Origin of the sequence: Bacteroides mediterraneensis (genome assembly GCF_016900355.1) — a bacterium.
Classification (GTDB): Bacteria; Bacteroidota; Bacteroidia; order Bacteroidales; family Bacteroidaceae; genus Phocaeicola.
The window spans coordinates 1-17,472 of record NZ_JACJKA010000026.1 but is presented as its reverse complement, the minus strand read 5'-3'; the positions used below and the strand labels follow the sequence as shown (position 1 = coordinate 17,472).

17 protein-coding genes, 1 tRNA gene and 1 rRNA gene are annotated in these 17,472 nt (G+C 45.4%); 5 read left to right on the top strand and 14 right to left on the bottom strand.

The annotated features are described in order from the left end of the window. Positions 1-203: 203 nt before the first annotated feature. From H6A28_RS12475 to H6A28_RS12465, 3 genes are all read left to right on the top strand, one after another. Positions 204-2,366, top strand: coding sequence for an XAC2610-related protein (locus H6A28_RS12475; protein WP_204430201.1), 2,163 nt, complete (start codon positions 204-206; stop codon positions 2,364-2,366). Positions 2,367-2,386: 20 nt separating this feature from the next. Next, a complete protein-coding gene (locus H6A28_RS12470) occupies positions 2,387-3,079 on the top strand; it encodes an SIMPL domain-containing protein (RefSeq protein WP_204430203.1) in 693 nt (230 codons plus the stop codon). A 119-nt stretch (positions 3,080-3,198) separates the two neighbouring features. Next, positions 3,199-3,843: a DUF4377 domain-containing protein gene (locus tag H6A28_RS12465; RefSeq protein WP_204430205.1), complete on the top strand. Its 645-nt coding sequence runs from the start codon at positions 3,199-3,201 to the stop codon at positions 3,841-3,843. Between the two features lie 92 nt (positions 3,844-3,935). Here H6A28_RS12465 and H6A28_RS12460 read toward each other — a convergent pair whose 3' ends face one another. The 13 genes from H6A28_RS12460 to H6A28_RS12400 form a co-directional block, all read right to left on the bottom strand. Next, positions 3,936-4,667 (bottom strand): hypothetical protein, encoded by a 732-nt coding sequence (locus H6A28_RS12460; RefSeq protein ID WP_204430206.1) that lies wholly within the window; start codon positions 4,665-4,667, stop codon positions 3,936-3,938. A gap of 6 nt (positions 4,668-4,673) precedes the next feature. Further along, entirely contained in the window at positions 4,674-5,603 is a 930-nt protein-coding gene (locus tag H6A28_RS12455) for a relaxase/mobilization nuclease domain-containing protein (protein ID WP_204430209.1), read from the bottom strand. Continuing rightward, positions 5,569-5,952: a MobC family plasmid mobilization relaxosome protein gene (locus H6A28_RS12450; RefSeq protein ID WP_204430211.1), complete on the bottom strand. Its 384-nt coding sequence runs from the start codon at positions 5,950-5,952 to the stop codon at positions 5,569-5,571. The genes H6A28_RS12455 and H6A28_RS12450 overlap by 35 nt, the downstream gene beginning before the upstream one ends. 156 nt (positions 5,953-6,108) lie before the next feature. Continuing rightward, positions 6,109-7,038, bottom strand: a complete 930-nt coding sequence (locus H6A28_RS12445) for a toprim domain-containing protein (RefSeq protein WP_204430213.1) — start codon at positions 7,036-7,038, stop codon at positions 6,109-6,111. Between the two features lie 163 nt (positions 7,039-7,201). Further along, complete coding sequence (locus H6A28_RS12440) at positions 7,202-8,275, bottom strand: AAA family ATPase (protein WP_204430214.1); 1,074 nt, start codon at positions 8,273-8,275, stop codon at positions 7,202-7,204. Between the two features lie 5 nt (positions 8,276-8,280). Next, entirely contained in the window at positions 8,281-8,568 is a 288-nt protein-coding gene (locus H6A28_RS12435) for a helix-turn-helix domain-containing protein (RefSeq protein ID WP_204430215.1), read from the bottom strand. Between the two features lie 234 nt (positions 8,569-8,802). After that, positions 8,803-9,711 carry a hypothetical protein gene (locus tag H6A28_RS12430; RefSeq protein ID WP_204430216.1) on the bottom strand — a complete coding sequence of 303 codons (909 nt, stop codon included), beginning with the start codon at positions 9,709-9,711 and terminating at the stop codon, positions 8,803-8,805. 239 nt (positions 9,712-9,950) lie between these two features. Further along, positions 9,951-10,034: transfer RNA gene (locus H6A28_RS12425), tRNA-Leu, on the bottom strand. A 136-nt stretch (positions 10,035-10,170) separates the two neighbouring features. Next, positions 10,171-11,484, bottom strand: coding sequence for a ribosome biogenesis GTPase Der (gene der / locus H6A28_RS12420; protein WP_204473564.1), 1,314 nt, complete (start codon positions 11,482-11,484; stop codon positions 10,171-10,173). 33 nt (positions 11,485-11,517) lie between these two features. Next, a complete protein-coding gene (gene era, locus H6A28_RS12415; protein ID WP_204473562.1) occupies positions 11,518-12,399 on the bottom strand; it encodes a GTPase Era in 882 nt (293 codons plus the stop codon). A 75-nt stretch (positions 12,400-12,474) separates the two neighbouring features. Further along, on the bottom strand, positions 12,475-13,476 hold the full coding sequence (locus H6A28_RS12410; protein WP_204473781.1) for a beta-ketoacyl-ACP synthase III: 1,002 nt from the start codon (positions 13,474-13,476) through the stop codon (positions 12,475-12,477). A gap of 107 nt (positions 13,477-13,583) precedes the next feature. After that, complete coding sequence (gene rpmF / locus H6A28_RS12405; protein WP_007565939.1) at positions 13,584-13,769, bottom strand: 50S ribosomal protein L32; 186 nt, start codon at positions 13,767-13,769, stop codon at positions 13,584-13,586. Between the two features lie 16 nt (positions 13,770-13,785). After that, positions 13,786-14,322, bottom strand: a complete 537-nt coding sequence (locus H6A28_RS12400) for a YceD family protein (protein WP_204473560.1) — start codon at positions 14,320-14,322, stop codon at positions 13,786-13,788. A gap of 380 nt (positions 14,323-14,702) precedes the next feature. On the opposite strand from H6A28_RS12400, the gene nagA (H6A28_RS12395) reads away from it, so the two are divergent. Then, positions 14,703-15,869, top strand: coding sequence for an N-acetylglucosamine-6-phosphate deacetylase (gene nagA / locus H6A28_RS12395; RefSeq protein WP_204473558.1), 1,167 nt, complete (start codon positions 14,703-14,705; stop codon positions 15,867-15,869). A 23-nt stretch (positions 15,870-15,892) separates the two neighbouring features. Then, complete coding sequence (gene nagA, locus H6A28_RS12390; RefSeq protein WP_204480647.1) at positions 15,893-17,062, top strand: N-acetylglucosamine-6-phosphate deacetylase; 1,170 nt, start codon at positions 15,893-15,895, stop codon at positions 17,060-17,062. A gap of 298 nt (positions 17,063-17,360) precedes the next feature. Here nagA (H6A28_RS12390) and rrf read toward each other — a convergent pair. Continuing rightward, positions 17,361-17,471: ribosomal RNA gene (gene rrf / locus H6A28_RS12385) — 5S ribosomal RNA — on the bottom strand. Position 17,472: the final 1 nt, after the last annotated feature.

The window sequence follows — 17,472 nt, the reverse complement described above, 5'->3', positions numbered from 1 at the left end:
GTACGTTTATTACTGCCAACAAGAATAGGTTTAGGTTGGTTTGGGTATATAGACAAAGGAACAGACTAAACTTGTAGATATTTTTAAGGTGCTATTTTCATCATAAGAGTTGATTTGCTTAAACCTAACGGGAAAGGAATTGTCTAATAATTGATTAGGTTATTTCTTTTCGCTATCTTTGAGTGCTATTAAGATGATAAGTTATGAAGAAACTTCTGTTCATATGGCTTGCATGGGTTGTAATAGGCGGACTTTCTGCCCAAAACAATAAATGTGCAGATATGTCCGCATTGCTGGAAAACAAAGTATGGAAAGTGCAATTACCCCAAGACAAGCAATATGCTATGGAAATGGAATTTCGTGATGCAGGGTGGAGAAGCGTCTTTTTGTATGATGGCAAAAGGAAAAAAACTTTTTATTCTTATTCTTTATGCGGAGATACAATCAAAGTCTTTGAATCGAGGAAAAATTACATTATCCAAGAACTGACCGACAGCACATTGATTTTTCAGTATCTACCCGACTCTCTGACCATTGGCGTAGTCAGATGCGTGACTGACAACAGCCTGCAAGGACAACGAGAGAATGAGAATCGCTTGGACAGCATTTGGCGTGCGGAAATAGGTTGGAACATAGGTGTTCTGGATATGTCGGGGAGTCCAATTAAAGACTTATCAACCATTGAACCACCCCGGTGGGCAAAATGGAATTACGATTTAGAAAAGTATTATACTTCCCAAATGGTATATCCCGAAGAGTTGTTGAAAAAGAACCAAGCCGGATATTCCGTAGTCATGTTCTCTATCGATACCTTAGGGTTACCTCACGGTATCAATATCTTGACCACCATACATAAGGAGTTCGACAAAGAAGTTATCAGACTGACCAAAGAATTGCCGCATTGCTTGCCATGCAGGGACAAGGATGACAAGCGGATGAAATGTTACTATGCAGTCTATGTGCCTTTCCTGCCCCAACATTATCGAGACAGGGTGAAGGCAGACAGTATCGCGGAAGAAGAACAGAAACACTGTTTTGTGGAATGGGAAGCAGTTGCTTCTTTTCAAGAAGGACAGCCGTGGTCTGCGCAAAACTACATCACCCTACACCTGAAGTATGACCCTAAGTTATTGGGTGATAAACAACAAGTGAGAGGCATCTATACGATACGGATTGATTCGTATGGAGAAGTATATGAAGCCAAAGTCTTACGAAGCTGCGGCATACAGGATTGGGACAACCAAGTATTGGGAATCATCAGAAAGATGCCTCGTTGGACACCTACCATCAATTATTATGGCAAAGGAGAATACCGGGAATCCGTGTGGACTATACCCGTAATTTTTAAGAGGAACGGGAGTCTGATTGCCCATACAACTGAAAGTCACCTTGAAACCGGCGTTCCCGTATGCTATTTGAATGAACAAGGCGATACCATTGTGCCATACGGTAAATACAAGTTCTGCCAAACGGATACCATACGGAACATAGGTTTTGTGTATGAGAACAAGCAGGACGCACGGATTATTTGTATAGATAATCAAGGGAAAGAATTGTTTTATGTGTTCAAATATGATAACGGCCCCGATTATGTCCGTGAAGGACTTTTCCGCATCATGGATGAGAACGGACTGATAGGGTTTGCCGATACATTAGGTAATGTAGTTATTAAGCCCCAATTCAAGTTTGCTACACCTTTTGAAAATGGGAAAGCTCAAACCACGACAAGCGGGAAAGCCAATGATGACGGAGAACATTCTTTTTGGGCATCTGACGAATGGAACCTTGTTGGGCATAATGGAACTAAAATGATGAGATATACGGCTGTCAGAAACGGTACGGACTTGAAAGGATTGCAAATCATCCTATTTGACAAACAGGGAAAAACGACCCAAGAAATATCTTATTCCTATCCTCCTGACATTGAATTTGCCAATAATCTCGATGTTTGGGTTAACTTACAAGACGTTAGTTTTGATGGTAAAGACGATATACTTGTCAATCTTGGTCAATATGGCAATCAAATGATACAATATTATGATTGCCTTGTGTGGGATGAAACAAAGGGGCAATTTGTAAAAGATGAAAGTTTTAGGCAGATAGAAAATCCACAAATAAACAACGAGAAGAGATGTGTGTTTTCTTCATCGCGTATCTCGGCTGCGTCTTACAGCTACAAACGTTTTGAGTTTATTGACGGGCGGTTTGTGGAGACAGCAGCTTTGAACCAAACTTTCAGGGCTTCTAAACAACCGCCTTTATTCACTGAAAAACAATATGTAAAAAGCAAGGGCTGGGTAACATTGCACAAAGATGTTTCAATCGGCAAGATAAGCCATGATTGGTTGTCAATCATAATGAAATAACACCCTAAACAGATGAGAATATGAGAATGAAAGTATTACTGTCAGCTATCAGCTTGTTAATGGTTTTTTCCTTGCAAGCGCAAACCAACGAGCGTTACATCGAAGTGACAGGCACATCGGAAATCGAAATCGTGCCCGACAAAATCCATTATCTGATTGAAATCCGTGAATACTTCGAGGAAGAATTCGATGGTAAATCGAAGCCCGAAGAATACCGTACCAAAGTGCCTTTATCACAGATAGAACAAGGACTAAGGGAAGCTCTCGCCCAAGCAGGCATTCCGCAGAACGCTATCCGTACACAAGAAATCGGCGACTATTGGCGACAACAAGGGCAGGACTTTTTAGTTTCCAAGAAATTCGACATCACACTGACTGACTTCAATCAGATAAATGAGATAATCAAGCACATAGATACGAAAGGCATCCACACCATGCGCATCGGCGAATTGGAAAACAAAGACATGCTTGCCTATCACCAAAAGGGAAAGATTGAAGCATTGAAAGCTGCCCAACGGAAAGCTACTTATTTGGTGGAGGCATTAGGCAAGAAATTGGGCAACGTGATACGCATTGTGGAAGAAGGGAGCAGCAATGCTTTTCCATTTGCGCAAAGCAACGTTCTGGCATCCGATGCCGCTTCATTCGACAACTTCCGTACCATTAAGAAGAACTATTCCATGCTGGTGCGCTTTGAGATTGCAGATAGATAATAAAATCTGGAGTTTAGTGAGCTAAATATTCTTAAAACGGATAAATTCCATATAGTAAGATATCTATCAGAAGTGGAATTATATACCTTTGTCAGCAGTAAAACCATAAAAGTGCGATTATGAAAAGGAATGGTGTATTATTTTTACTGTTATGTTCAATCTGTTTCCTGATGGCAGGTTGTCTGGATGACGATACGCCGAAAGACAAAGTGGAAACGATGGATGCTGAGGTTTCTCCCATGACCTATATTGACAGTCCTGTCATGTCAAGTTACCCGATTGAAGGCATGTGGGTAAAGGTTGGAAATGCTGATTTCGAGTACATGGACTTCAACGAAATAGCCGGATTCAAGTATGACCGTGGATATGCCTATAAATTACAGATAGAGCGAACAACATTGGGAAATCCTCCGGCAGATGCCAGCAGATATACTTATAAATTAGTAAAAGAACTGTCAAAGGAGGAAGCTGAAAGTACACGTGATACCATCCATCTATTCGTATCAGCTGAAGAAGGATTTTACGATTGGGACGATTGGAGAAATAATGACCTTCAAGCACCTTGCATGAAAATACGTGAATCTGAAGAAGATGCATGGATGAATGTTCCGTTCAATAAAATAGAAGGCTTTATTTACGAAAAAGGATATGCTTACGAATTGCAAGTAGAGAAAATCGTTATTTTGACACACCCCACAGATATAAGATGTCAGACCACGCAATATGTATTGCAGAAAATCATTTCTCAAACAACGCCTGAATAAGTTAGAAGAAGAATGTATTTGTGCGAATAACAAAAGCCGAAGTAAAAGTTCAGTTTACACTTTTTTACTCCGGCTTTTGTTATTAGTTAGCGTTAAGGATTTCCTAAACAGTCAGCTTCTTTTTTCAACTGTTCAGCTTGTTCATTGAGCAGCCTTGCCCGTTCCAAGGCTTCCGCCTGCCTGCGGCAACGTTCCTCAAAATCCAGCACCGAATCCGTCAGGTTGCGGATGAAACGCTCGTCACGCTGCCACTTGAACTTGTTTTCCAGCCTTTCAAGGGTACTGCCGTCCGCCTGTCCCAGCATCAGCAGATAGCGGTATTTCATATCGTTCTCCTGTAACCGTCCCATCCGTTCAGCCAAACGGACATTCAGGAACAAGGAAGTGGCACAAACAATCAGTCCCGCCGAAAAAAGGAATAGTCTCGGACGTACTAATGAAGCAGCCTTGTTGTAAATCCGCTGATAAAGCGGCACGGGTTTAGCTTCCTCCCCTCCGGATGTGCGCTCTTCATGACAGCGTTGCAGCATTTCCAGCATGTCTTTGAGGCAGCCGAAAGTGGCGACCACATACTTTCTGACATCTCCGAAGGACTGTCGCTGTTCTTGCTCCGATTTTCGCAGGTCTGCAAGTTGGTTCAATATGTCTCGCAATTCTTTTTCAGGAACTGCCGGGTTTCTGCGTAACTCCGACAACGCCCGTTCTATAGCCTCCAGCCGGGAAAGGGTTTCCTCGCGTCCGGCTGGCGTTACCTGCGCTTCCTGCTTCTCCTTCAGTTCCGTGACCATGGAGAGAAGCCCCTCTAAAATCAAATTTTCTTCCATATCCGTTTACAGTTTAAGTTGTCTTTTCTTTTTCTTCTTCTTTTTTCTCAGATTCCAGTCGATTTCTTCGTCAGATGGAACAGACAGCGAAACATCAAACAGGCTGAACAAGCCGCCCATTGAAGGGCCGTCGTTCCTTTGCGGTGTTTGCTCAGGCTCCAAAATGGGTGCGGGAACTATCTGCTGCCGGCTATTTTCTGCGGCATCCATTCCTGCGTTCCCAAAATGCTTATCCAGCTTGGAGAAGCTGAAACTGCGGTCTATTTCCGAACCTTTGAACGTATAGGCGCCTTTGGTGAAGGAGATGCCCTGTACCTCGCCTGTACGCCCTTTATATTTGAAGCGGATGCCGATGCCCTTTTCTGCCAGCCGCTTTTCCAACTGCTTCCAACTTTGGGATTTGCCGATTTCATTCCTTACTGCCGTATAAATCTCGTATTTCGACTTGTCCGGCTCTTTCAGGCGATACTGCTTCACCCGCTCTTTCCCCTTGGCGAAATAAAGCCCGTGCTTGGCTTTCAGCTTCTTGCATACCTGTTCGTTACGGTACATATCGTTCCGGTCAGAAATGGTCTTGCCGTCGTTGCCTACGCGGTTGAACACGATATGCACGTGCGGATGCTCCCTGTCCTGATGGCGCACGATGATGTACTGCGTGCCGGTGATTTTCATCTCATGCATGTATTCCTGCGCCAGTTGCACCATCTTCTCGTCCGTCAGCCGGGGCGCATCCGCTGCTGAATAGCTCAGTGCGATGTGTCCGACAGGTTTGCCCAAGTGCGGGTTCATGGAGGCTTGTGCGAGGAAGCTGCGGACGATGTCCTGCCTGCTTTCCGCCAGTACCCCGTCCGCGTGGAGCAAGACCGCCTGCTCCTTGCCCAGCACGTAGCCCACACAGCCCTTAAACCCGCTTCCTTTCCTTATTTTTCCAATCATCCGACAAATGGCTTATGATTTCCACTATCCTGTTCTTGAGCTTCACCAGTTCGACCGCCACTTTTGCAAAGCCCCCGGCATTTGCCCGGTGCGCCAGCTGGTTGATGTTGTTCGCTTCGCCTGCCAGTTTGCGGAGGGTGTCCGCATCCTGCCTGTTCAGCCGGGGCGTTATTTCAGCAGACACGACTGCCTGCCTCACATACTCGCTGACACGCAGCCCGGCTTCACCCGCCCGCTTCTTGATGGCGTAATACTGCAATTCGGTCAGCTTCGTGCTGACCACCCGTCTTTGCCTGTCTATCCGGTTCTTTGCCGGACGACCGCCTGATTTGTTCCTTGTATCTGTCATACATTTTTGTTTTTGGAAGTTGTCTTGAAAATTGCGACCGACGGGAGCGGTTCCCTTTGCGGATAGCAAAGCAAGGCGGTTTCGGTCTACCGAAACATAACCTTGCTTCCCCTAAGAAACGTCTGCCCGTTGCTCACAGTGTCTATCTCCGCCGGGTTAGATTCCCCTGCCTTTCTTCTGCCTTAGCAGCAGTTTCTGTCCGTTTTTCTGTTCCTGCTTCCTGCCGCACAGGTAATCGTTCAGGTCGGAATATCCCCGGTAATTGTGCGAGAAATCCCGTACCCGATAGGAGTATTCCGCTGTGATGGCTTGCGTTGCCCGGAAGCCTGCCCCGTCATTGTCGAGCAGGCAGTGGATGCGTTCATACTGCCCCAATGCGTCAATGGCTTTCTGTACATTGGCGGTGGAGTTGAGTATGACGTAATCCTGCCTGTCAAGGTTGGGCATGACAGGGCAGTTCTTTGTCCTTAGCGTGAGGAATGAAAGATAGTCCATGAAGCCCTCGAACACCAGGCACTTCTCCCTCGGTTCGCCCTCTTGCCGGATATGGGTGATGTCTTTCGGTGCGATGCAGCCTTTGAAAAAGGAGTTGCGCACCTCGTAGCCGCCAGCCATATTCGGGAAACCGATGGCAAAGTAGGGCTTGCCGTCATAAGTGAAACGCAGTTCCCTGCATTCTCTTTTTGCCAGTGTGAGGTCAATGCCACGCCCCTGCAAGTAACGGAGCAATGCCGGATGGGTGAGGTCACGGACTTCCAAATGTTGGAAACTCGGTGCCGACCTTTGCTGCCGAAAAGAAAAACTGACCGGGCGGACATGCGTAGCCTGTTCTGCAATCCGGTTTAATAGGTACGGCAGATGGTCGGAACAGTAAAGTTCCTGTGCCAGTGCGATGATGTTGCCGCCTTTGCCAGCCCCGAAGTCATACCATTGTTCCCGTTCTGTGTTTACTTTAAAGGACGCTTCATGTTCCTCCCTCAGTGGCGATTTGTACCATAGGTTCGCTCCCTGCTGCTTGACGGGTGAATATCCCAGACTGTGCAGGTAATCGGCGATGTGTATTTTCTTTGCTTCTTCAATGTTCATAATGCAAACTTTTTAGTGGGTGATGAATAATTTGGAAGTGTGCCAGTCCGGTTTAGACCTTCATATATACGCCCGTACCGTACCGGACTTGATTGCCGGAAGTGACAGGAAACAGGAAGTCTGTTCCCCTTACATATATACCCGGACTAAACCAAACCTGTTTTTAGTAGTGAAAATCTGGATTGTAGCGGTATCCCTTTCCTTCCTTTACAATCATACGCTTGTTCACGAGAAACGTGTTCAGCGCCACAAGGACATTACGCCCACGCTCGTAGCCGATGCTTGCATAGCCCTGCTTCAACGCCTGTATGACGTTGGAATAGCCCTGCACGGTGCGTTTCCCGAAACCGTTTTCCAATGCAGTGCGGTGCTGCTGCTCGGTCAGTTCCGTAAGCGGGAAACTTTTTTCCTGCTTGGGCTGCTGGAATACATAGCCGTCTACGGCTTCGGGCAATGCGCTGTCGTTGATGCGGAAAGCGAAAGGCTCGAAGTCCCGGTCGCGTATGTGTGCCGCTTTTACCTCGCTGATGTTCCCGTCCTGCGTACTCTTGGTGATTTGCAGGACGGTTTCCGCCTTGTTGTTCAGTTCCGTGCCGATGTGCCCCCTCGTGTTGTCGTCCCCTTTATTCAGGTGCAGCACGGTATGAATGTGCAGGTTATACCCGCTTGACCAGCGCATGAGCAGGTTTATCAGGTCGGTTGATTCGCTGGGACTGTTGATGTCATACATCAGGTCGCGGATGCCGTCAATGATGAGCAGCCCCACATCGGGCATGTTCTCCAGCATATACTCGATAATCCGCTTCCGCATGTCAGGGGTCTGTTCCCGAAGCACGATGAAAACAAAGTCGTCCCTGTCCTGGTCGGTCGGAAGCCCGGCAAGCCGCAGGATGCGTTCCATCACCTTATGACAATGGTATCTGCTCTGTTCGGTATCCACATAAAGGATTTTCCGTTTGTCCGGTGGCAGGCACGCTGAATAGTGCAGCACCTCGTCATTGGTCAACGCCGCCGCAACGATGGCGGAGATGTTGAACGTCTTTTTGCTTTTCGCCTTTCCTGTGGACGCGCTGAAATTGCCCAAAGTCCCGATGGTGGAGCCGTTCACCCAAAGGATTTCGGGCGGCACGTCGTAGGTATCTGTCACTTTCAGGCGGATGCTCTTCCAAAGAGCTGCGAAGTCCTCCTTCTTCATGATGGCATCCCCTTTAGCCTCTATGCCTTTTTTGTTTTCCATGGGCTTTACTTCTTTAAGGGACGGTTAAGGACATACTTCTGCGCTTCCTGCTCTATCTGCGTTTTGGTCTTTACCGGATTCTGGCGGAGCCATGCTTCCAGTTCGGACTTCTCGAAATAGAGCATCTTCCCCTGCGGCTTGTAGTGGGGAATCAGGTTGCCTGAAGTCAGCTTGTAGAGATAGCTTTTCGACAGGCAGAGGAATGCGCTCGCTTCATCGAAGCTAAGCACATTCTTGGTCATAAACAACATTCTTTCGAGTTCTTCCACTCGCATTTCCAAAGTCTTTTCCATACTGTCTTTAACTTTTCGGTGATACAATATGAAGGTGCGCACCCTCGTTTCTTTTTTGATGGGGCAAAAATCGGCATCTTCCAAAACATCGACACATAAGTTACGGGTAACTCACGTGAAATATTTTCTGTTTTGACCTATGCAGACATGCCGCATCGTTTTGTTAACGGGGGGCAAAGTTAAGGGCTTGAAAATGAAGACTAATTGAGCTTTGTTTGACCGCTCAGACTATGCTCAACCTTTTTTCAGTTGCTTGATGTACTTGTCTATGATTTCGTATCCTTTCGGGTAGATGCACTTCACGTTGTCTGTCGCGCTCGACAAGTCGCTGCGGGTGAGGTGCTTGTCCTTTATCTTGGCAAGTACCAACTTGTTGTTGGCAATGACGGACTGCCACTCGTAAGCGATGTAATTGTAGCAGCTAAGCTGCATCATCAGATAAGCCAGCAGGCGGTTGTTGTTGGACTTCAATACCCCGTTCAGCTTGCAGGCGAAGAAGTCCGAAAGGATTTTCTGAGTAACGGTCGTGGTGAATATGTGCGCTTCGTTGATACATTCAACCAGCAGTTTGATTTGTTTCGGAGTGAGGACAGATTTGAAAGGATTGGATTTCCCTACAATTTTGGTTGGCTCGGATTGTGCCTGTACTTCTTCCTTAGGCTCCCCTTCCTGCTCGGTTGAAAGTACGGATGTTACGGCATACTTGTTTTCTAATTGTTGGAGGTATTCCAAATATTGGGTTTGCACGGCAAAGCGCACAATGGAGGAAAAGAACGGAAGCTGTTCATCGTAACAGGTCGGTGATTGCAGGTATTCATCTATATTGAAAGAGGAGCATTGGAAGGATATGTACTTTTTCCGTCCGTCAAAGGATAGGTTTTCAAAGAATCCGCTTTCCCATAGGAAATCGGGCATCTGAATGTCGAAGCGGATATTGTGCAAAGCCCGGTTCTTTTGGCATAAGGATACAATGTAGTCTGTAGCATTGAATATCTCCTGCCGGATGTGGTTTTTCATTTGTTCTTCCGTCAAGTATTCGCGTTTTAGGGCAAGCGCACTGGTTTTCATCCCATATTCATGCGCAACGCATCGGTCAAGTATCTGTTGTATCTTTCTGAAATTGGCTTCTCTTATATCTTCCATACTCATTGTGCATTAAAATCGGTTCAGGTCGCAAAGATAAGGCTTGAATACCGTTTTCAGCGCAAACAAAAGCAGGAGAAAGGAAGAAATATGCAGCATCTTCGTTAAGAAAACATAAATAAGGAGTGCCAAAACCACGAAAGTACACGTTTCCTTTGTTTTCGTCAAGAAGTACGCTTTTAGTACGCCCCGATAAAACGAATAAGGCTGATAATCAGTCGATTATCAGCCTTTCTAAGTACCCAGACCCGGGGTCGAACCGGGATGGATGTTACTCCACTGGTGTTTGAGACCAGCGCGTCTACCGATTCCGCCATCTGGGCATTTGTTTTTGTTTTGCGTGTGCAAAGGTAAACACATTTTTCCGAACCCGCAAGTAAATAGACATTTTTTATGAAAAAAGTTCCTCATTGCTCCTACTTTGAGAGCAACAAGGAACTTTGAACTATATTTCTTCACTTATTTCTGACGGATGAAGATATTAATCGGAGTTCCCGACAATTTCCACCGTTCACGAATCTTGTTTTCCAGGAAACGGCGATAAGGTTCTTTCACATACTGAGGCAGATTGGCAAAGAACACAAACGACGGAACCTGTGTATTGGGCAGCTGGGTAATATACTTAATCTTGATATATTTTCCCTTATTTGAAGGAGGTGGATAAGCTTCAATCAAAGGAAGCAGTTCTTCGTTCAAACGTGCTGTCGGAATACGGCTCGTACGGGCCTGATAGACTTCCTTCGCAGCTTCCAGCACCTTCAAGATACGCTGTTTGGTCAGTGCAGAAGTAAAGATTATCGGGAAGTCTGTAAAAGGAGCCAGACGGTTACGGATAGCATCTTCGTATCCCTTCATCACCTTGGCTGTCTTTTCTTCAATCAAGTCCCACTTGTTGACCACTACTACCAATCCTTTCTGGTTGCGCTGCACCAGTGAGAAGATATTCAAATCCTGTCCTTCAATACCACGAGTAGCATCCAGCATCAGGATACATACATCCGAATTCTCAATGGAACGGATAGAACGAATCACTGAATAATATTCCAGATCCTCGCTCACCTTATTCTTCTTACGGATACCTGCCGTATCCACCAAATAGAAATCGAATCCAAATTTGTTGTAACGCGTATAGATAGAATCGCGTGTAGTACCTGCAATCTCCGTTACTATGTTCCGGTCTTCTCCGATAAACGCATTGATGATAGATGATTTTCCGGCATTCGGACGCCCTACCACTGCAAAGCGAGGAATATCTTCATCCAGAATCTCCGGTGTTTCTTTTTTAAACTTGCTCAACACCAAATCCAGCAAATCACCTGTTCCACTTCCACTCAAAGCCGAAACACAGTAAGGATCTCCCAATCCCAACGAATAAAACTCGGCCGCATTGTATTGCAAGTCGTTGTTATCCGTCTTGTTAGCTACCAGCAGTACCGGTGTCTTTGAACGGCGCAAGATTTCTGCCACTTCCATATCCAGGTCAGTGACCCCGTTCATCACATCCACTACAAACAGAATGACATCTGCTTCCTCAATGGCCAGCATCACCTGCTTGCGGATTTCTTCCTCGAACACATCATCCGAGTTTACCACCCATCCACCGGTATCTACCACTGAGAATTCCTTTCCCAGCCATTCCGACTTTCCATACTGTCGGTCGCGGGTTGTACCGGCCTGTTCATTCACAATCGCCTGACGTGTCTTGGTCAGACGGTTAAACAGTGTCGACTTTCCCACATTGGGACGTCCTACAATCGCAACTAAATTTCCCATAATTATCTTTCATTTACGGCTTCGCAGCCGATATTAATCCAATTGATAACCAAAATTCTTCAATTCCTTATCCGAACTTCTCCAGTCCTTATCTACCTTGACAAAGGTTTCCAGATAAATGGATTTCTGGAAGAAATGCTCCAACGTTTTACGAGCCTCGGTAGCCACCTTTTTCAAGGCTTTTCCCTGACGCCCGATGATAATGCCTTTCTGCGATTCACGTTCCACATAAATCACGGCATTGATATGGATACTCTTGGCATCTTCCTTGAACTGTTCTACCACCACTTCTACGGAGTAAGGAATCTCCTTGTCGTAATACAGCAGAATTTTCTCGCGGATAATCTCCGTCACAAAGAAACGGGCTGGCTTATCCGTCCACTGGTCTTTTCCAAAATAAGGAGGAGAGTCGGGCAGCAGTTCCTTGATACGTTTCATCACCACATCGACATTAAATTTTGCCATAGCCGAAATCGGGATAATTTCCGCTTGCGGCAACATCTCGTGCCACTCATCCACCAGCTTGACCAAATTCTCCTGATTCGTCAGGTCAATTTTATTTATCAGCAACAAAACAGGTACTTTCAAAGCACGTACCTTTTCCATGAACTCCGCATTCTTATCGGGTTTCTCAATTGTATCGGTGACATACAGTAACACATCCGCATCCACCAACGCTGATTCCGAAAAGTTCAGCATAGACTCCTGAAGCTTGTAATTGGGCTTCAATACACCCGGAGTATCAGAGAAGACAATCTGCATGTCGTCCGTATTGAGAATTCCCATAATACGGTGACGCGTTGTCTGAGCCTTGAAAGTCGTGATGGAGATACGTTCCCCCACCAGCAAGTTCATCAAAGTGGATTTTCCGACATTCGGATTACCCACAATATTCACAAATCCGGCTTTGTGCATAAGTAAATATTCGTTCACAGACAAAAAAACGCATCGATTGGGATGCGTTTTTTATCTGTAGTGTTAATTCTTTGTTTATTTATTTCCATCATAACCCCACTTCACGTAGCTGGCACCCCAAGTGAATCCAGCACCAAACGCAGTGAAGATAATGTTGTCGCCCTTCTTGAGCTGCTTTTCATAATCCCAAAGGCAAAGGGGCAACGTTCCTGCACTGGTATTACCATAGCGCTGGATATTAATCATCACCTTATCCAATGGAACTTCCAAACGAGAAGCAACCGCATCAATGATACGCAAATTTGCCTGATGGGGAACAATCCAGTCAATGTTGTCTTTGGTCAAACCATGTTTTTCCGCAATCTGAGCGGTTACATCAGACATGTTTGACACTGCATATTTGAACACGGTTCTACCTTCCTGATACAAATAATGCATCTTGTTGTCAATGGTAAAATAAGAAGGAGGACAAACTGAACCACCTGCTTTCATATGCAGGAACGGAAGTCCTTTACCATCCGTACGTAAGATAGAATCGATAATACCATAATCTTCTGTAGTAGCTTCCACCATACAAGCCGCAGCACCATCTCCGAAAATCGGACAAGTGGCACGGTCTGAATAGTTCACCATGGAAGACATCTTATCTGCGCCCACAATGATAATTTTCTTGTGACGGCCTGACTGAATCATGCTGGCAGCCGTTTCCATCGCAAACAAGAAACCACTGCAAGCAGCCTGCAAATCGAACGCATATGCGTTCTTCAATCCCAGTTTATCGCAAAGAATAGAAGCAGTAGAAGGGAAATGATAGTCAGGAGTTGTCGTCGCTACAATTACACAATCAATAGAAGCCGGATCTGAATCCGTTTTCTGCATCAACTGCTTAGCGGCTTTACGAGCCATATATGAAGTTCCCAAACCTTCTTCGTTCAGGATGCGTCTTTCTTTTACCCCGATACGGGTCATAATCCACTCATCGTTGGTATCAACCATTCTCGACAATTCTTCGTTTGTCAATACATAATCAGGTACATACCCACCGACTCCGGTAATTACTGCATTTATTTTTTCCATCATTTCTTAATTTCGTGGCCTATAAAAAAACAGCCGGGGAGCCGAAATGGCTCTCCGGCTTTAATTTTCCTGGAACATGCAAAGATGTTCAGCAAAGCGTCAAGTTATTAAAGAGCAGCTTCTTTTTCGATAGCCAGCTTACCTCTGTAATAACCGCAAGCCCCACATACTGTGTGATAAACATGCCATGCACCGCAGTTCGGGCAAATAGCCAACGTAGGAGCAACTGCTTTGTCATGAGTTCTTCTCTTCGCAGTTCTCGTTTTTGATTGTCTTCTTTTAGGATGTGCCATTTTTCTAAACTTTTATTTAATTATTATCTAATATTTTCTTCAATTCGTTCCATCTCGGATCTATTTCTCGGGATTCAGGCAATTCCTCATCCATTTCTTCCTCCAAGAGGAAATCATCCATCTCGCCTTCCTCCTCAGCCGAAGTGCGTAGATGTTTGTTCAAGGCTCCCATCATACTTTTATTGCACTGTCCAGGAGCATGTACATGCTTCATCGGTAAACTCAATGCGATAAACTCGTACATAAACCACGCGACATTAATATAACCGTCTTCCTCGGGTACAATTACCATATCCTCCTCATCCGAGAATGCAGCTCCTAATTTCACCTTCAAGGTATCGTCTGTCACCACCGACAATTCCATGTCATCCAGACAACGGTCACAAGGCACAATTACGGAACCTTCGATATGGAAAGTAAGGACATAGACCCCCATCGTCTTTTTTACGTTCAGCTGCGCCTGCAACTTTCCTTTGTGGATTTCTGGAGCATCAATATCCGTAAAGAACTGATTGGTCAAAGAGAACTCATAATCAGCTGAGTTTTCCGTCATGTTCTTTAATTCGATCTTGTATGTACTAAGTTTTCCCAAGTCGCAATACCATATAAATCGGGCGACAAAGATACAAATAATAATTCATTTCATCTAATCTTTCCGCTTTTTATTTATTAAAAATGCTTGTTTAACATACTTCGCACTTTCGAGTTTCCATTTCTCTATATTAAAAATAGGTATAAATAAATGCATAAATCAGCCTGACAAAAGGGAAACGGACGCAAATCCATTCATTTTTTACTGCACGACGGAAAATCAGATGCACTTTTAATTTAATTAACCCTTAAATCATAAATAAATATATTATCCGCCATACAATTTATTAGCAAATTAATTAAATTTGCAGCACATATCAAAGATATCAAACCTTATTCAATATGTTAACTCAAATAATTAATGCCCGTATTTTAACCCCGCAAGGATGGCTGAAAGACGGTTCCGTACTAATCAGAGACAACAAAATTCTGGAAGTAACCAACTGCGATCTGGCTATCGTAGGTGCTACACTGATCGACGCCAAAGGTATGTATATCGTACCAGGAGGAGTTGAAATCCATGTGCACGGAGGAGGCGGACGCGATTTCATGGAAGGCAGTGAAGACGCTTTCCGTACTGCAGTCAAGGCACACATGCAGCATGGAACGACCAGCATCTTCCCCACCCTTTCTTCTTCTACCATTCCGATGATCCGTGCCGCAGCGGCTACTACGGAAAAATTAATGAGTGAACCAGACAGCCCGGTTCTCGGACTTCACCTGGAAGGACATTATTTTAATATGAAAATGGCAGGCGGACAGATGCCAGAAAACATCAAGAATCCAGATCCGGAAGAATATATTCCACTGTTGGAAGAAACCCACTGCATCAAACGTTGGGATGCAGCTCCCGAACTTCCGGGTGCCATGCAGTTTGGTAAATACATCACATCAAAAGGTGTGTTGGCTGCAGTAGGTCACACACAAGCTGAATTTGAAGACATCTATACCGCATTCCAGGCAGGTTATACACATGCCACTCACTTCTACAACGCTATGCCGGGATTCCATAAGCGCCGTGAATACAAATACGAAGGTACTGTAGAAAGTATTTACCTGATGGACGACATGACCGTGGAAGTAGTTGCCGACGGCATTCATGTACCACCTACCATTCTGCGTCTGGTACACAAAATTAAAGGAGTAGAAAAGACTGCGTTAATCACCGATGCATTGGCATGTGCCGCAAGCGACAGTAAAGAAGCCTTCGACCCGCGCGTCATCATCGAAGATGGCGTTTGCAAACTGGCCGACCGTTCTGCACTGGCTGGAAGTATCGCCACCATGGACCGCCTGATTCGTACCATGGTTCAAAAAGCAGAGATTCCTTTGGAAGATGCGGTCAGAATGGCTTCTGAAACTCCAGCCCGCATTATGGGTGTGCTTGACCGGAAAGGTACCCTTGAAAGAGGAAAAGATGCCGACATCATGGCCCTCGACCGAGACCTCAATGTACGTGCCGTATGGGCGATGGGAAAACTGGTAGAAGGTACCAACACACTTTTTTAACCACTTAAAAACATTCGACAATTATGCTGACACAAATTATAAACGGCCATATTCTTACTCCACAAGGATGGATGAAAGATGGCTCCGTACTCATTAGTGACGGAAAAATTTTGGAAGTCACCAACAGCGACCTGGCTGTCATCGGTGCTACCGTCATCGATGCCAAAGGTATGTACATCGTGCCCGGCTTCGTGAGCATGCATGCACATGGAGGTGGCGGACACGACTTCACAGAAGGAACTGTCGAAGCTTTTCAGAAAGCCACACAGGCTCATTTGAAACATGGAGCTACTTCCATTTTTCCCACTCTTTCTTCCACCAGCTTCGAAAATATCCGACGTGCAGTGACCACATGCGAGGAATTGATGAAAGAAGAAGGAAGCACCATACAAGGAATGCACATAGAAGGTCCTTATTTGAACAAGAAAATGGCAGGAACACAATGGGAAGAATTTCTGAAAGATCCTGATCCGGAAGAATACATCCCGTTACTTGAAAGTACGCAATGCATCAAACGCTGGGACATCAGTCCTGAACTGCCAGGAGCCCACGATTTTGCCAGATATACTACCTCAAAAGGTATCCTGACTGCAATCACCCATACCGAAGCAGAATATCCAGAAATCAAAGCAGCTTTCGAAGCCGGATTCACTCATGCAGCTCACTTCTATAATGCCATGCCGGGATTCCACAAACGCCGTGAATACAAATACGAAGGCACCGTAGAAAGTGTGTACCTCACCGACGGAATGAGTGTAGAGGTAATCGCCGATGGAATCCACCTACCAGCTACGATTCTCAAACTGGTCTACAAATTGAAAGGGGTAGAGCAAACCTGCCTGGTAACCGATGCCCTGAAATATGCAGCCTACACAGGAGAACCGCTCAATGACCCAAGATACATCATAGAAAATGGTGTATGCAAACTGGCCGATCATTCCTCTTTAGCCGGAAGTTTGGCCACGATGGAAACATTGGTTCAAACCATGGTGAAAAAAGCTGCTATACCTTTGGCTGATGCCGTACGAATGGCTTCTGAAACTCCAGCCAACCTGATTGGTATAGGAGCCTATAAAGGTACCCTACAAAAAGGGAAAGATGCAGACATTGTCATCTTGGACAAAGACATCAATGTAAGATGCGTATTCTCCTATGGAAAAATTGTAGAAGACACGAATACAATGATTCACTAACCTAATTATATTATAGAAATCAATCGTAAAAACTCTGGGCTGTGAAGTCCGGAGTTTTTTTATGTCTTATTTCCCCTTCACTCTTCAGATTCTACAGAATCACATTCTAAAGGCTATCGGACGTCCCCACAGGGAAGAGAGTGTACCAACCATACAGGCCAAAGGAAATGGCAGTAGCGCCGTGACAGACGCACACCGCCCGAGGACTCCTTCGGTCATCATTCGGAACCTTCCGTTTCCCGTTCCCGTCAGGGCACAAAAAAAGCCCCGAAGTATTTCTACTTCGAGGCTCTATCTAAAACGGCGACTACCTACTCTCCCACTTGTACGCAGTACCATCGGCGTGGCGAAGCTTAACTTCTCTGTTCGGAATGGGAAGAGGTGGAACCTTCGCGCCATAGTCACCTTAA

What these genes read in the sequence shown, in the direction of transcription:
- H6A28_RS12435 (WP_204430215.1), bottom strand. Translation starts at nt 8,568, where the DNA reads ATGGAAAAGACTTTGGAAATGCGAGTGGAAGAACTCGAAAGAATGTTG.
- H6A28_RS12445 (WP_204430213.1), bottom strand. Translation starts at nt 7,038, where the DNA reads ATGAACATTGAAGAAGCAAAGAAAATACACATCGCCGATTACCTGCAC.
- H6A28_RS12410 (WP_204473781.1), bottom strand. Translation starts at nt 13,476, where the DNA reads ATGGAAAAAATAAATGCAGTAATTACCGGAGTCGGTGGGTATGTACCT.
- H6A28_RS12455 (WP_204430209.1), bottom strand. Translation starts at nt 5,603, where the DNA reads ATGATTGGAAAAATAAGGAAAGGAAGCGGGTTTAAGGGCTGTGTGGGC.
- nagA (WP_204480647.1), top strand. Translation starts at nt 15,893, where the DNA reads ATGCTGACACAAATTATAAACGGCCATATTCTTACTCCACAAGGATGG.
- H6A28_RS12470 (WP_204430203.1), top strand. Translation starts at nt 2,387, where the DNA reads ATGAGAATGAAAGTATTACTGTCAGCTATCAGCTTGTTAATGGTTTTT.
- H6A28_RS12430 (WP_204430216.1), bottom strand. Translation starts at nt 9,711, where the DNA reads ATGGAAGATATAAGAGAAGCCAATTTCAGAAAGATACAACAGATACTT.
- H6A28_RS12465 (WP_204430205.1), top strand. Translation starts at nt 3,199, where the DNA reads ATGAAAAGGAATGGTGTATTATTTTTACTGTTATGTTCAATCTGTTTC.
- nagA (WP_204473558.1), top strand. Translation starts at nt 14,703, where the DNA reads ATGTTAACTCAAATAATTAATGCCCGTATTTTAACCCCGCAAGGATGG.
- H6A28_RS12450 (WP_204430211.1), bottom strand. Translation starts at nt 5,952, where the DNA reads ATGACAGATACAAGGAACAAATCAGGCGGTCGTCCGGCAAAGAACCGG.
- H6A28_RS12440 (WP_204430214.1), bottom strand. Translation starts at nt 8,275, where the DNA reads ATGGAAAACAAAAAAGGCATAGAGGCTAAAGGGGATGCCATCATGAAG.
- H6A28_RS12475 (WP_204430201.1), top strand. Translation starts at nt 204, where the DNA reads ATGAAGAAACTTCTGTTCATATGGCTTGCATGGGTTGTAATAGGCGGA.
- rpmF (WP_007565939.1), bottom strand. Translation starts at nt 13,769, where the DNA reads ATGGCACATCCTAAAAGAAGACAATCAAAAACGAGAACTGCGAAGAGA.
- H6A28_RS12400 (WP_204473560.1), bottom strand. Translation starts at nt 14,322, where the DNA reads ATGACGGAAAACTCAGCTGATTATGAGTTCTCTTTGACCAATCAGTTC.
- der (WP_204473564.1), bottom strand. Translation starts at nt 11,484, where the DNA reads ATGGGAAATTTAGTTGCGATTGTAGGACGTCCCAATGTGGGAAAGTCG.
- H6A28_RS12460 (WP_204430206.1), bottom strand. Translation starts at nt 4,667, where the DNA reads ATGGAAGAAAATTTGATTTTAGAGGGGCTTCTCTCCATGGTCACGGAA.
- era (WP_204473562.1), bottom strand. Translation starts at nt 12,399, where the DNA reads ATGCACAAAGCCGGATTTGTGAATATTGTGGGTAATCCGAATGTCGGA.